Origin of the sequence: Bifidobacterium sp. MSK.13.1, assembly GCF_019131435.1 — a bacterium.
In the GTDB taxonomy this organism is placed as follows: Bacteria; Actinomycetota; Actinomycetes; order Actinomycetales; family Bifidobacteriaceae; genus Bifidobacterium; species Bifidobacterium pseudocatenulatum.
The window spans coordinates 457,280-473,134 of sequence record NZ_JAHOMM010000001.1 but is presented as its reverse complement, the minus strand read 5'-3'; the positions used below and the strand labels follow the sequence as shown (position 1 = coordinate 473,134).

Genomic DNA, 15,855 nt, shown 5'->3' with positions numbered 1-15,855 from the left:
TATACGACAAAACTGCGAAAGTTTTCGCATTGTGTCAAAAAGTGGACAAAACGGCTTTATATAGCCGATTGCTGACATTTCACTTGCAAATTGCGAAACTTTCGCATTTGCGAAAATGAACACATTTTTCTTTCGCATTTTCTGCATCTCACGTCATTTTTTGCTGTCATAAACGATTCTTAAAATGCTAAGAATCGTTTATTTATAACGGTTTTATCGACATGAATACCTTTGCATTCTGATGTGCGAAAGCGATTTTGCAAAATCTGGAAAAAACCATATACTGAGAAAAGGCTTTCGCACTACGGTTCAATCGAAGGAGAACAACCGGAAATCGTGAAGGCAGACGGCGGAAGGCCCGCCGGATGGCTCAAAGCTGAGCGATACATAGAGAAAGAAGTAGACATGGTGTCTTTCAACAAGGTCACTCGCGTTATTGCCGGCATCGCGGCAACCGCGTTGCTTATTCCGATGGCTGCATGCGGCGGTGGTTCCAGCAGTGGTGGATCCGCGGCTCCGGCCGATATTCCGGCAGCCGGCACTGATGACGGCACTGAGATCACTCTGTGGACCCGTTCTCCGCTGGAGCGTCAGGCCAAGAACGCGGTGAAGGCCTACAACGCCTCCCACAAGAACCAGGTCAAGCTGGAAATCATTCCGAACGACGATATGGAAGGCAAGGTTGGTGGTGCTTCCCAGACCGATTCCCTTCCGGACATTCTCGCCGGTGACGTGGTGCGTATTCCGTACTGGGCTTCTGAAGGCATCTTCACCGACATCACCAAGCAGATCGACGGACTCGACAACAAGTCCGACCTGCAGCAGGGCCACATTGAAGCCGGTACCGTGGATGGCAAGGAATACACGCTGCCGTTCATCACCGACGTTTCCGTGATGGTATGGAACAAGAATCTGTACAAGGAAGCAGGTCTTGACCCGGAGAAGGGTCCGAGCAGCATCGACGAGTTCGTTGAGCAGGCCAAGGCGGTCGCGGCCCTCAACAAGGACGGCGTGGCAGGCTCCTACTTGGCCGGCCAGTCCGGTGGCGCTCTCGTGTTCGACCTGTTCCCGTCCGTGTGGGCTGACGGCGAATCCGTGATGAACGCAGATGGCACCGAAGCCACCCTCGACAACGATTCCATGAAGGCCGTGCTCGACGCCTACAAGGAACTCGCCAACACCACCAACGGCTTGGGCGCAGGTTCCAAGGAAGAAACCGGTGCCACCTGGACCGCTCCGTTCGCCAACGGCAACATCGGTGTGATGCCGTATCCGAACACCTCCTCCACCGCACTGTTCGAAGCTGAGAAGGACGGTGGCTTCGAAGTCGGTGTCACCCCGATCCCGGGCACCAAGGAAGGCAAGACCTCCACGTTCCTCGGCGGCGATGCCATGGGCATCTCCAAGGACTGCAAGCACGTCGCTCAGGCTTGGAACTTCCTCGCATGGCTCATGAGCGATGACGCCCAGAAGGAAGTCTTCGCAGCCAACGGCGACACCGCATCCAACATCCAGACCCTGAAGACCGCCTACGACGATGCCGATCCTCGCGTCCAGACCATCAACTCCGTAATCATCGACGGCAATGGCCAGACCCCGAAGTCCGCAGCTTTCAATGAGGCCTTCAACGCAGCCGGTTCCCCGTGGCAGCTGCTCATCCAGAACGCAGTCTGGGGCGATGGCGATCTCAAGGCCGACAACCAGGCCATCACCGACGTGCTGGGTCAGTGAGGTGAGCCACTGAAAACAAACTTCTCCTCCTTTTTCTCCTTTCCCCGATTTACATAACTTAAGAACAACTGAATATCGAATAATTGAATATCGAAAACAAAAATCGACAGACCACAGTTGTGGTCTGCCATGGAGATCGACAATACTTCAAAAACAATGTCGGTCTTCATGGCGGATTTCAACGGCCGCACGAGACGGAATCGCACTTCCAAACGCATATCCAATCGCTTGGCCATTTATGTCGAAAACCCCGAACGATTCAAGAGAGAGTCGCCAAAAGTGTTCCAAGGAGGGAATATGACTACTGTTTCCAAGAACGCTGCGCCAGTGAAGACGCATCGTTCCAAGGCCAAGGCGGAGGCAACCCGTCGTGGCCTGCTGTATGCGCTGCCTGATTGGCTGATGATCATCATGCTGTTCTTCGTGCCAATCGTGCTGCTCGTCATCATGGCCGGTTCCCGCTGGTCGTTGATGGGCGGTAACCGTGGTTGGAATTTCCCTGAGAATTTCGTCAAGGTTTTCGAAAATAAACTGCTCGGACAGTCGGTGTTGTTCACACTTGAATACACCGTGATCGTCACGATTTTCCTGCTGGTGCTCGGCCTTGGCCTGGCGCTGATCGTGCAGGAAAGCACCAAGTGGAACAATATGCTGCGCACGTGCTTCCTGCTGCCGTCCGCAACCGGTCTCGCCTCCGCTTCGCTGCTGTTCTACGCGCTGTACTCCCCGCAGGTGGGCCCCGTCACCAAGATCCTGAGCTTCTTCGGATTGATGGATGAGGGCGGTTCCGTGCTCGCCACCGGCCAGAGCGCGCTGTGGGCCACCATTATTGTGATCGTCTGGCGTTTCTCCGGCTACTACATGCTGCTCATGATGATCGGCCTGCAAGCCATTCCGGGCGACCTGTATGAGGCCGCGCGCATGGACGGTGCTGGCACGTGGCGCATTTTCCGTTCCATCACCCTGCCGCTGATGAAGCCGACCATCGTGATGTGTCTGATCTACTGCGTCACCGGTTCCATCCTCGCGTTCGACCAGTTCTTCATTCTGACCAAGGGCGGTCCGAACAATTCCACCATGACCGTGGTGCAGCTCATCTACAACTTCGCATTCGATTCCAAGAAGGATCTGGGCATGGCGGCCGCACTGTCGCTGATCGTGCTTGCGGCCCTCGTAGTGATCAATTCCATCCAGATGCGCGGTATGCGCGACAACACCAAGTGAGCAAGGGGAGGGAACTCACATGACTACTCCATTGTGGAAGCGCGTAATCGTCTATATTCTCGAAGGTCTGCTGGCTCTGGTCTTCATTTCGCCGCTGATCTGGGTGGTGGTCTGCTCGTTCAGTCCGCAGCCTGGTTCCGCACAATCCAAGGGCTGGGGTGTGAACAACTATCTGACGTTGTTCGGCTACCAGGAAGGCCTGCCGAAGTACCTGTTCAACTCGGTGGTGGTGACGTTGGTCGCCGTGGTGTTCTCCGTGGTGGTGTGCACGCTCGCAGGCTATTCGTTCTCCCGTTTCGACTATCCGGGCCGCAATCTCGGATTCATGGTGACGCTGTCCATTTTGATGGTACCGTATGCGTCTCTGCTGATTCCGCTGATGGTGTGGTACAAGGATATTGGTCTGAACGATTCCTTGCTGGGTGTCGGTTTGGTTATTACCTTGTTCCAGCTGCCGATGAGCACGTTCATCATGCGTAATGCTTTCGATGCGATTCCGAAGGATATGGAAGAGGCCGCCATGGTCGATGGCTGCAACTCCCTGCAGTCGCTGATTAAGATTCTGGTGCCGGTCGTCAAGCCGTCGATGGTCACTGTCGGTCTGCTTGCTTTCCTTGAGGCTTGGAACAATTTCATGATTCCGCTGTACCTGTCGAGTTCGTCGAACGCCACGCTGCCGCTCGCTTTGGTGAACATGCGTCAGCAGACTATGGGCGTCATTGATTACGGTGCCACCGAAGCTGGCGTCGTGATTCTGATGATCCCCGCAGCCATCCTCTTCCTAGCCCTCCAGAAGTACTACGTCAAAGGGTTTATGGCTGGAGCAGTCAAGGGCTGACACCTGGCGATGTCAGCCCTTGGGAGACAGCCCAGTGGACTGTTTCCAGGCTCCGGCCTGAGCAGAACCGAAGGCGGAGTAGCCAAGAGCCGTCAAGGGCTGGCGAAGTCCTTAATCTTAAGGAAATATCATGAATGTAACTATTACTTCTCCTTTCTGGAAGCAGCGTCGCGACCAGATCGTTGAATCCGTCATTCCCTATCAGTGGGGTGTGATGAATGATGAGATTGCCACTGAAGTTCCGGATGATCCGGCTGGCAATCAGCTTGCCGATAATAAAAGTCATGCCGTGGAGAATCTGCGTATCGCAGCCGGTGATGAGGCCGGTGAATTTCATGGCATGGTCTTCCAGGATTCCGACATATATAAGTGGTTGGAGGAAGCGGCTTACGCACTGTCGTATCATCCTGATCCGCAATTGCGGGAACTGTGCGATAAAACCGTCGACCTCATCGCACGTGCGCAACAATCGGACGGATATTTGGACACTCCGTACCAAATCAAAACCGGTGAATGGGCGCATCGTGAGCGTTTCACACTGATTCAGCAAAGCCATGAAATGTATGTCATGGGCCACTACATTGAGGCTGCTGTCGCCTATCATGAGGTGACCGGTAACCAGCAGGCGCTTGACGTGGCGTGCCGTATGGCGGATTGCATCGATGCCAATTTCGGCCCGGAGGACGGCAAGATCCACGGTGCTGATGGGCATCCGGAAATCGAATTGGCGTTGGCGAAGCTGTATGATGCGACCGGTGAGGAGCGCTATCTGAATCTGGCGCGGTATCTCATCGACGTGCGTGGTCAGGATCCGCAGTTCTACGCCAAGCAGATCGCCGCTGTCGACAACGACTACATTTTCCGGGATCTGGGATTCTACAAGCCCACGTACTTCCAAGCCGCGCAGCCGGTGCGCGAGCAGCAGACCGCTGACGGCCATGCTGTGCGCGTGGCCTATTTATGCACTGGAATCGCACATGTGGCGCGTATTACCGGCGATCAGGGCTTGCTGGATGCGGCGCATCGTTTTTGGAACAACATCGTGTCGAAACGCATGTATGTAACGGGTGCGATCGGTTCCACACATGTGGGGGAGTCGTTCACGTACGATTACGATCTGCCGAACGACACCATGTATGGCGAAACGTGCGCTTCTGTGGCGATGAGCATGTTTGCCCGCCAAATGCTTCTGTTGGAACCGAATGGTGAATATGCCGACGTGCTTGAGCGTGAGCTGTTCAATGGTGCCATCGCGGGCATCAGCCTTGATGGCAAGCAGTATTACTATGTGAATGCGTTGGAGACTTCGCCGGACGGTTTGGACAATCCGGATCGGCATCATGTGCTTTCGCATCGTGTCGATTGGTTTGGCTGCGCATGCTGCCCAGCTAATGTCGCGCGATTGATCGCGTCGGTGGACCGTTATGTGTATACCGAACGTGACGGCGGTCGCACGGTGCTCGCTCACCAGTTCATTGCGAATCAGGCAAGTTTTGATTCCGGGTTGCATGTGGAGCAGCGTTCCGATTTTCCGTGGAACGGTCATATTGAGTACATGCTGGAATTGCCCGCTGAGGCGGCTGATTCGGTACGTTTCGGCGTGCGTATTCCCACATGGTCGGCTGATTCCTATGCGCTGACATGCGATGGTGTTGCTGTGAAGACGGCTCCGGAAAACGGTTTCGTATATTTCGCAGTTGCTCCGGGAACTGCATTGCATGTGGTGCTGGATCTTGATATGGCAGTGCGATTGGTGCGTGCCAACTCTCATGTGCGTTGCGATGCAGGTCGTGTTGCGGTGATGCGAGGTCCGCTCGTCTATTGCGCGGAGCAAGCCGATAATGCCGGCGATCTGTGGACGTACCGTCTTGCTGATGGCGTGGATGCTGCGGATGCCACGGTTACTTTCGAGAGTGATTTGCTTGGAGGTGTTGACGCGGTGACGTTGCCTGCCGTTCGTGAGGCTGCGGATGCCGTGGACGCCCCGTTGTACATGTCCGCTCAGCGTGACGCCTCAGATGAGCGGACGTCGCTCAAGCTGGTGCCCTACTACGCATGGGCCAACCGCGAACTCGGCCAAATGAACGTGTGGTTGCGCAGCTAAACAAAAGAAAGACTTGCTACCCGGCGCTATGGGTGCCATGGTGCCGGGAAGCGGGTGAGCGCGGCGTGATCGATTGGAGCCGAATGCGCCGCGCTGACTGGAATGAGAGACCGGCTGCCCCTTATGGGGTGGCCGGTTTTGTCATAGCCCCTAGTATAAGACGGGAAATGCGAAAACTTTCCTTTTCGCATAAAAGCCATCGTATGGCAGTTCACTTAGAAAAGCATTGGAGAAAACTGAAAGAAAATTTGCGAAACCGTATTCGCGTCATGTATTCTTGAAATGTCGGTGGACGCTCCAATCTCATGTCCATCGCACGACTCTCATTCCTACAGAAAGAAAGTTGGATGCCAGGGAACGAGCCTTGGCAACCAAGGGCCAACGATGGTCCATGTAGGAGGAATTGATGACACCATCAACAAGGAAGAAAGGGATTGTCACGTCATTGGGCGTGCTGACGGCAGTGGCCACACTGTTGTCTGGCGGTGTGACGACCGCATACGCCAATGACGCGCTGGCCAATCCGAACTCTGCCATGGGGTATCCGAGTTTCAAGGGGGCCGCCGACCCGATTCCGGGCACCGGCGTCGCTTTCGATCCCTCGACAAGCTACCTCAAGCAGGTGTTCGATGCGGATGTTGCCAACGGTGCCGGAACCGACACCGCACACGACTTCTGGATCGACAAGATGCTGACGCGCACAGGCACCGCACCAAACGGTACCGGCACCAACGATGCTGGCGACTACAACTATGCGGGCGCAGACAAGAACGAATACCTGTTCTCACGTGGCCGTGCCGCATTCATGTACACGCATACGCCGGAAGCACTTGGTTTCGTAGGAGATGTCGCATACTGGGATCAGACCGGCAACGACGGCTTTACCGTTGAGGTAAGCATTGGCGGTTCCAAGCAGACCCTGCGCGAGAACACCGACAAGCGCAAGCAGACGCCAAGCTACTTCACCACGGAATTCACCAACGGCGACAAGACCATTACCGTCACCGAAGTCAAGTACATCACCTACACCAATGTGATGGTCGCGAATTTCACCATCACCAGCACCACCGGCGGTGACGTAACGCTGACAGCAGCCTCGCCATTCGCACAAGACGGCAATGACGGCGACACTGAACTGACCGGTCGCTTCAATGTGAAGAACGATCTGACCACCATCTATCCACGGTTCTCCGGCAACGGTTTCACCGTAAAGGACGGCAAACTCGCTTCCACCCTCACCTTGGAAGCGAACGTGCCACAAACCACCAAGCTGCAGCTTGGCCTGATCGCCAACGAGTTGCCGGACTCCACCGCGGAATACGAAGCCCGATTCAACGGCGATCTCACCGATCCGGCCGCTTCCTACAAGGATTCCGTGACCACCTACAACCAGTGGTGGGTCGATAACATTCCTTACGTGGAAACCCAGGAGCACAATATCGACAAAACTGTGTTCTACCGCTGGTGGCTGAGCCGTTTCAACATGTTGGACGCCAATATGCCGGGCAATACGTTCCAGTATCCGACCTCCATCGAAGGCGTGCTCGGATACAACAACCAGATCGTGCTGACATCCGGCATGTTCATCAACGACACCAAGTGGTTCCGTAACGCCGAATACTCGTACGGCACTTGGGTGTCGGCCGGGCAGACAGCTAAGAAAGGCCAGTCCGGGTATTACTACTACCACGACAATCCGGGCGATCCAGCCAATTGGAACCACAGCTACACGCAGTACATCACCAAGGCCGGTTGGGACTCCTACAAGGTGCACGGCGGCCCGTCATCATTGGCTGAAGCGTTGGGTGATTACGGTTCCGAAGATGTCAAAGGTCTGCTCAATTCGCAAAGCGAGCCAGACAGCAACGACAACCAGAATAGCAACGGCAACAAGCTGATCGACTGGTCGTGGTGGTCCATGACCGGCAACGATGCCGACGCGGTGTCGTTCTCCGAACCCGGTCGTTCCGGCCAGCGTATGGACCGTGCCGACGGTTCCGCCAACATGTGGGCCAACGCCAATGCCGCCGCGCAAGCATACAAGGCTGCCGGAGACACCGAAAAAGCCGCTGAAATGCAGCAGATCGCCGACGCCATCAAGCAGGATGTGCTCGGCAACCTGTGGGATTCCGACAGCAAACTGCTGCTGCACAAGTGGCTGAACGACGGTCAATTCGCGAAATACAAGGAACTCAACAACTACTATCCGTATTCCGAAGGTCTGATGCCGATCGGCAATGATGATTACGATAGTGCGTTGCGCTTGTTCGAAGATGCCGACGAATTCCCGATTTTCCCGTTCTTCACCGCGAATCAGGCAGACAAGAAGGCGCTGAATTTCCCAGGATCAAACAATTTCTCCATTATCAATGCAACTCCGCTGCTGCAAATCTATTCTGCGGGAATCCGTGATTATAATGCTGCAGACAACGGATATATCACGAACGAATCGTTCAAGAAACTGCTGTATTGGGTGGCGTTCTCGCATTATCAGGGAGGCGACAACCAGTATCCGGACCAGAACGAATTCTGGAATATGGATAATAATTCCGCAGGAAGCACGATTCCGGAGAAGAACGCCGACGCCAGCAAGAACGGTGGAAAGATCACCTACCGTTCCTGGATTCACCACACCCAGCTTGGCACCACCAACTGGACGATTGTGGAAGACGTGGCAGGTATGGTTCCGCGTGAAGACAACAAGATTGAACTCAATCCGATCGAGATTCCCGGTTGGAACCACTTCACCGTCAACAACCTGAGCTACCACGGGCAGGATCTGTCGATCGTATGGAACAACGACGGCGCCTACAACGCTCCGAAGGGATACACCCTGTATGTGGACGGCAACGCCGTGTTCACCTCCGATAAGCTCGCCCACCTCATCTACGATCCGGCCAGTGGAACCGTTGAGGTTGCCGATGATTCCGGAGCGGTGATCACCGGCGCGACCACCGCCACCATGCCGAACGCCAACGAAGTGACCTACGCATCGAACAGCAGGGTTACGCAGATCTTCGCGCAGTCCGGACAGAACGTGGACGAAGCGTCCAAGAGCCAGGCCAACGTGGCCAAGGACGCCGATGTGGAAGCCACTTACGAAACCAAGGGCTACCCGGCAACCAATGCAGTGGACGGCAAGAACGTGATGGAATCCTTCTGGGGCACCAAGGGATCCAAGAACGCCAAGGATTCGCTGACCGTAACGTTCAAGAACGGCGTGCAGAACATCGACGACGTGCGTTTGTACTTCTACCAGACCTCGTCCAGCCAGACGATTGCCGGCTACAGTGAGCCGTCGGTGTACACGCTTGAATATCAGGATGAGGCCGGCGCATGGCATGTCCTGCCGAACCAGGTGCGTACGCCTACTTACGCGGGAGCCAACTACAACCGCGTGCAGTTCTCCAAGGTCGTGGCCAAAGCCATTCGTGCCACCTTCACTCCGCAAGCAGGTCAGGCCATTGGCTTGAAGGAGATTCAGGCCTACGAAACCGACATTGTGCCGGAAGGCGAACCTACGAACCAGGCGCCAAGCGTTGACGCCTACATTGCCAGCAGCACCTCGTCCGGTGCGCAGCTGGTGGGCACGGTGAAGGACGACGGCCTGCCGTCTGACACGCTCACCACCACATGGGAGCAGGTGTCTGGCCCTGAAAACGGCGAAGCGAAGTTCGTCGACGCAACCGCTGCCAACACTACGGTCACGTTCAACCGTGAGGGTGACTATGTGCTCAAACTCACCGCATTCGACGGTGAGAAGACCGGTTTCAAGGAAGTCACCGTTCACGGCATTCCTTCCGACGGCACGGTGAATGTGGCTTCACAGTCCACTGCGAGCGCCAGCTTCACCAATCCATATCAGGCGAAGGACAATGCCAAGAAGGTTATCGACGGTCAGGTGTTGTATACCAATACTCCGAATGAGACTTGGAATAATTGGGGTGACAATACCGGTACCGAGCCGTGGCTGCAGCTTGCCTGGGATGGCACTGTTCCGTTGAAGAAGGCGAAGCTGTTCTTCTGGACTGACGGTGGCGGTGTGCCGATGGTCAAGTCGTGGAAGTTGCAGTATGCGGATGAGAATGGCGATTGGCAGGATGTGAAGCTTGCCGCCGGCCAGTCTTATACCACGATGCAGGGTGAAGGCAATGAGGTTCGTTTTGCCGAAACGGTGGAGACGAACAAGTTGCGTGTGCTGTTCCCGAAGGGTGCCATTGTTGGTGCTACCGAATTTGAGGCGTATGCGCTTGATCCGGTGAGCGTGGATGGCGTGAATCGTATGGTGCAGACTGGCAGCAAGGCTGCCGATGTGAATCTGCCGAAGACGGTGAGTGCCAGCTATACGGACGGTTCCCGTCGTGACTTGAGTGTTGCGTGGGATGCCATCACTGACGATCAGCTTGCTTCCGATAGCGAGTTTGCGGTTTCCGGAACGGTTATTGGCGCGCTCGCTGGAACCAAGGCCACTATTGGCGTGCGTTCCGACGCGCAGTCTCAGACTGCTGGTGCGGCTCAGCCGATCGAACAGACGGTGTACCAGAATTCCAAGTCGGTGGCTTTGCCGTCTGTGGTTCCGGTGCGATTCCCCAACGGCATGCTTGACGATCGCACGGTTATGTGGGATGAGGCAAGTGTTGCCGGCGTCAAGTTGGACACCATCGGCGATTATGAGGTGTCCGGCACGGCTGAGGGTTCAAGCTCGCAGGCCAAGATTACAGTGCATGTGGTCGCCGATCCGAATGGTGGTGCCGATCCTGATCCTGAGCCGACGCCGGATCCCAAGCCGGAGCCCGATACTCCGTTGACTGGTTGGATTGAAGGCAGGGCCATTGACACCACGGTGAGTGCCGAGGCGAGCTGGTCTCCGGCTTCCGGCAAGCTCAACGATGGTGTGCTGGTTGACGATACGTGGCCGTCTGATGATGACGCCGATGTGAATGGCCGCGTGTGGGGCAGCTGGGGTCAAGCTTCTGCTGGCATGTACGCGCAGTACACCTGGAGCAAGGAAGCCACCGTCGATTCCAGCCGTGTGCAGTTCTGGGCCAACTTCGCGGAGCGTAATGATGCCAAGGGTGGTTTGGATGTTCCGGACAGCTGGAAGATTCAGTACTTGGCTTCTGATGGTATATGGAAGGATGTGGAGAATGCGCAATACTCCACCGTGCGTAATTCCCCGGCCTCACGTGCCTCTGACGATGCTCAAGGCTGGAGCGTGGCCACGTTCACTCCGGTGAAGACCACGTCGTTGCGCTTGGTGCTTGATCCGCCGACCGCCGAGGGCGTCACCTTCGGTCTGGCGGTTGCCGAGTGGGGCGTGCATGCTGCGGAAAGCACTCCTGATCCAGAACCGACTCCTGACCCGGATCCAACCCCTGATCCGGAACCAAGCGTGGACAAGAGCAGGCTCGAATCCGCCATCAACGCAGCCGGTTCCGTGCAACAAGCTAATTTCACGCCGAACAGCTGGAAGGCATTCTCCGAAGCCATGGGTAACGCTCAAAAGGTGTATGCGGACGAGAGCGCCACCCAGGATCAGGTGGATGCGGCCATCAAGCAGCTTGAAGAAGCCCAGCAGACACTGGTGAAGAAAGCCGACACCACTGAGTTGAAGACGGTTCTTGACCAGGCACAGGGCGTCAGCGGTGACCTCTACACCGAAGCCAGCGCCAAGAAGTTGGCTGAAGCAGTGGATGCCGCCTCCAAGGTGCTGAACGATGAGAACGCCACCCAAGCTGATGCGGATGCCGCAGTCAAGCAGCTGACCGAGGCCATCGCCGGACTTGAACTCAAGCCAGCACCGAAGCCGGACGACGACAAGACCGACCCCAAGCCGAATGCCAAGCCTGGAAACAAGCCGGTTTCCAAGTCTGAAGTCAGTGCCGCAATCAGCAGCACCGGCAGCAACGTCATCGGCATCGCCGTCGTAGGAATGATCGTCCTGCTGACGGGAGCCGCCATCATGCTGACGCGCCGCAACCGCGACTAGCGCTAGCAATTGCTCAAGTCCTCTTACGGATCGCACGAGGAATACCAACGTAACCTAAGCAATCCGTAAGAGGACTTTTCAATATCCAATCGTGAAAACAGGAATATTCATGAGCTTTTCGCACATCTCACATGCGTCGATGAAGACGCTGGTGGCAGGCATCGCAGCCGCAGCCACCTTATGCACGGGAGCAATCGCAACCATGCAGACAGCCAACGCGGCCGACGCAAGTACCGCGCCCAGCGTCGCCGGACACGCCTACAACGATCTGCCGGTCGGCAATCCCGACGTCACCGTCACACAAATCGACAACAGTGCGTTGCCGGCAACCCTTCGCAACCCCATCGGGCAGAACGAAGGAACCAATACCCCCAACGACCTGTCGCAAAACTACTATTCCGCAGACGCATCCACCCTTGAATACGATGGCAAACTCTTCGTATTCACCGGACATGACGAGGCCGAACCAACCTACGGGTCCTTCAATATGAAAGACTGGGGCGTCTACGTAACCGACAATCCGGAATCCGGCAAATGGACGCACTACAAGACCATCGCCAAAGCCGACCTGTTCGACTGGGCAACCGGCGACGGAGCCTACGCAGGACAAGTAGTAGTCGACGATGCTGGCACCGCAGACACGGCCGACGACTGGTTTTACTACTACGTTCCAGTCAAAGACAAGAACGCAGCCGCGGGAGCCGACCCGTTCTCCATCGGCGTGGCCAAATCAAAAAGCCCCCTCGGACCATGGGTCGACGCCATCGGAGCGCCGTTGCTGACTACCACGCAGACGCAAATCGAAACCATCGATCCCGCATTCTTCGTGGACAATGACGGTACCGGATATCTGCACTTCGGCACCTTCAACAGCGAACTCGCCGTAAAAATGCAGCGGGACGCCAACACTGGCCGCACCTCATATGTTGCCGTGGAAACCATGGACGGAACGGCGGACGGAGCGCCGAAAATCTACAATATGCGTGACGCCGACGCGCTCGCCAACATACCCGACTACGATGCCAGCAAAGACGTGCTTGGCAGCGACTATGCGAACCAAGTGAACGCGTCGCTGACCTTGGGCAACAACGGCGGCGCTTATGCCAACGGGCCCAAAGGCTTCTTTGAGGCGGCATGGGTGTTCCGTGAAGGAGACACCTACTACAACGTGTACGACGGTGGCAAACCCGGGTCGGGAGTGGCGACCTGCGTGGAATCCAACTATCAGGCGTGCGTGCAATACTCCACGTCGGCAAGCCCTCTTGGGCCGTGGACGTACCAAGGCGTAATCGTCGAATCGGGATCGTCCACCACCATGCATCCGTCGATTCAACGATTCGGCGGCAAATGGTGGGTCACCTACCACACTGGAGACAAGACTGGTGGTACTGACTTCCGCCGTGCAGTCTGCATCGATGAAGTGACGTGGAATGGCGGGCGCATAAACGCCGTTTCGCATCCGACCAAAGCCGAACGGTTGCAACCCTCACGCAACGTGGCCCCCTATGCGTCAGTGGATGCGACCTACACCGAAACACCCGCCTACAAGGGTTCCGTGAACGACGGGCGAGTGCTGGAAACTGCTGTAGTACCGCCGAACCATTGGACGAACTATCGAAAGATGCCACAAACACAATCCTCCGATTCACTGATCTACCAGTGGAATGGCGCTGTACGTGTGAATGGATCGAAAGTCTGGTTCGATACCGATGCGAACGCATTGCGTGCCCCTGCCTCATGGAAACTGCAATATCTTGACGCAGACGGTTCCTGGAAGGACGTGCCCAATTCCAGCGAATACGGCGTGGATACAGGCAAGAACGCGCCTAATGAAGTGACATTCGACGCAGTGACCACCACTGCGCTCAAACTTGACATGACCGCGCAAGCCGTTGACGGGGGCTATGCTTCCGTCGGCGTTCCTGAATGGGAAGTATATGCGCAACAGGGAGCAGTTGTGGCTGAACAGCCAGCCGACGTCTACGCCAAGACCGGAGACGCGCCGGAATTGTCGAACACGGTGAAAGTCGCGTACGGCTCGGAAACAGTGGAAACTCCGGTTTTGTGGCGCACGGTGTCTGCTTCTTCGTATGCGCAGGTGGGTGAGTTCACCGTGCAAGGTGTGGTTGCTGGCATTGAAACCAAGCAGCAGGCTGATGATCTGACAGCCGGCAACGTAGCCGTGACCGTACATGTTTCCGACGATTACGTAAAACCGGCTGATACCATTGCTCCTGCCGTGCGTGTGGCATTGGCTGGCACGGCTGGCAATGATGGTTGGCTGGTCACTTCACCGATCGCTCTTATTACGGCTTCCGACAATGCGGCTGCGCCGATCGCAGAACTCGAACTTGCGGTCGGGGATGGCGCATGGGTGACCGTCGGAACGAATGTGAACACTGCGGTAAAGGCTGTGACTGGCGAGGGTATAGTGAGTGTGCGTGCGCGTGCCACTGATGCGGCCGGCAATGTGAGCGAAATCGCTGCTGCGGAAGCGCGTGTGGATGCTACGGCTCCTACGGTAACCGCCTCGGTAGATACGGCTTCCCGCACTATGACATTGACCGCCTCAGATGGTGCTGGATCCGGTGTGAAAACGGTGGAATACCGGGTTGGAAACGGCGAATGGCAGCAATATGAAGAAGGCGCGGCGATTACTGCTTCTTCGTCGAAGCGCGAAACGGTGAGCTATCGGGCTTCGGACATTGCTGGCAATATGTCGGCTGCGGGCGTCAAAGATATTCCATCCGATACGTCGGTGCCGTTGGCCGGCTATATCGAGCAAGATGCCGTTGCTACTGACGTGGACAAAAAAGCGTCTTCTTGGACAGCTGGTGTTGCCGCGCTTAACGACGGCAAAACCATTCCGGGCGATTGCACGGTTGATAACGCCTGCATTTGGGGTACGTGGCCGAATACCGGTGAAATGAAGCTCGACTACGAATGGGATCGCGAAGTCACCATCGATTCCAGCCGTGTGCAATTCACCTCCGATGGAGGGGGCTTGGGAATGCCGGCGTCGTGGAAACTGCAGTATTGGGATGCTGAAACGAATGCGTTTGTGGATATTCCCGATGCCACATATACATTGGTCACCAATGCTCCCGGCGCTTACGGTACCGATAACGGCGGATGGAGCGAGGCAACCTGGACTGACGCGGTGAAGACCACTAAGCTGCGCATGGTGATTCAATCCGGCAGTGCATCGCCGGCTGCCGCCGAATGGCAGGTTCATGCACCTGAACCGACTCCGGACCCGACCCCCGATCCGACGCCTGAGCCCGAGCCGGAACCAACGCCAACTCCAAAGCCGACTCCGGATATCGATAACAACGGCAAGCAGGACGGTAATAATGCTGAGCCTTCTGCGAAACCGCAATCATCGCAGCAATCTCAGTCTCAACGTAAGAAGAAGCTAAGCTCTACAGGCGTCGCTACTACGGCAATCGTCATTGCCATGACGGTGCTGGCCACGGCGGGGTGCTGCATCTTCGTAGCCAAGCGGGGCAAGCTGCGTAACTGAATCCAACATAAAAGTGGTAAGTTCTCAGCCTCGGCCTCTGGACTGAATATGTGTGCTCGACGCACTCAAGGTACCGCTACGCGGTCTTCGCGGCAAGCCGCTCACTTCGCCTGAGGAAAACCCACTGGGCTTTCCTCTTCACGGCTCAGTGGCCAAGCCTACGATCAAGCACACGTATTCAGCCGCCGACCTTTGGAGTCCGACCCCTACGTTTGTGTGAACTCGGACGTCATCGGACCCCATTTTGCTCATAACTCGCCTATGTATGGCAGATTTGCGGGTCTGTCAGGAAGCATCTCGCCTATATATGGCAGAAGACTTCGCTAAAAAGCCATATAGGGGGTATGAAAACGCATGTTTTCTGACTCCAGTCTGCCATATATAAGTGAGATGCCTCGTGACGAGACTCAAAATCTGCCATATATAGTCGAGATATGGCTCGGCTG

6 protein-coding genes are annotated in these 15,855 nt (G+C 56.0%); all 6 read left to right on the top strand.

Annotated elements, in window-relative coordinates; all coding sequences use genetic code 11:
* Positions 1-405: 405 nt before the first annotated feature.
* The 6 genes from KSY55_RS02000 (at position 406) to KSY55_RS01975 (ending at position 15,409) form a co-directional block, all read left to right on the top strand.
* The gene (locus KSY55_RS02000; protein WP_022245673.1) at positions 406-1,731 is read left to right on the top strand and encodes an ABC transporter substrate-binding protein; all 1,326 of its coding nucleotides are present in this window, start codon (positions 406-408) and stop codon (positions 1,729-1,731) included.
* A 297-nt stretch (positions 1,732-2,028) separates the two neighbouring features.
* Entirely contained in the window at positions 2,029-2,955 is a 927-nt protein-coding gene (locus tag KSY55_RS01995) for a carbohydrate ABC transporter permease (protein ID WP_021913224.1), read from the top strand.
* A 19-nt stretch (positions 2,956-2,974) separates the two neighbouring features.
* The gene (locus KSY55_RS01990) at positions 2,975-3,793 is read left to right on the top strand and encodes a carbohydrate ABC transporter permease (protein ID WP_003836777.1); all 819 of its coding nucleotides are present in this window, start codon (positions 2,975-2,977) and stop codon (positions 3,791-3,793) included.
* 130 nt (positions 3,794-3,923) lie between these two features.
* A complete protein-coding gene (locus tag KSY55_RS01985) occupies positions 3,924-5,897 on the top strand; it encodes a glycoside hydrolase family 127 protein (protein ID WP_117675773.1) in 1,974 nt (657 codons plus the stop codon).
* A 406-nt stretch (positions 5,898-6,303) separates the two neighbouring features.
* On the top strand, positions 6,304-11,886 hold the full coding sequence (gene hypBA2 / locus KSY55_RS01980) for a beta-L-arabinobiosidase HypBA2 (RefSeq protein ID WP_217749464.1): 5,583 nt from the start codon (positions 6,304-6,306) through the stop codon (positions 11,884-11,886).
* Positions 11,887-11,995: 109 nt separating this feature from the next.
* A complete protein-coding gene (locus KSY55_RS01975; protein WP_254881821.1) occupies positions 11,996-15,409 on the top strand; it encodes a family 43 glycosylhydrolase in 3,414 nt (1,137 codons plus the stop codon).
* The last annotated feature ends 446 nt before the right edge of the window (positions 15,410-15,855 follow it).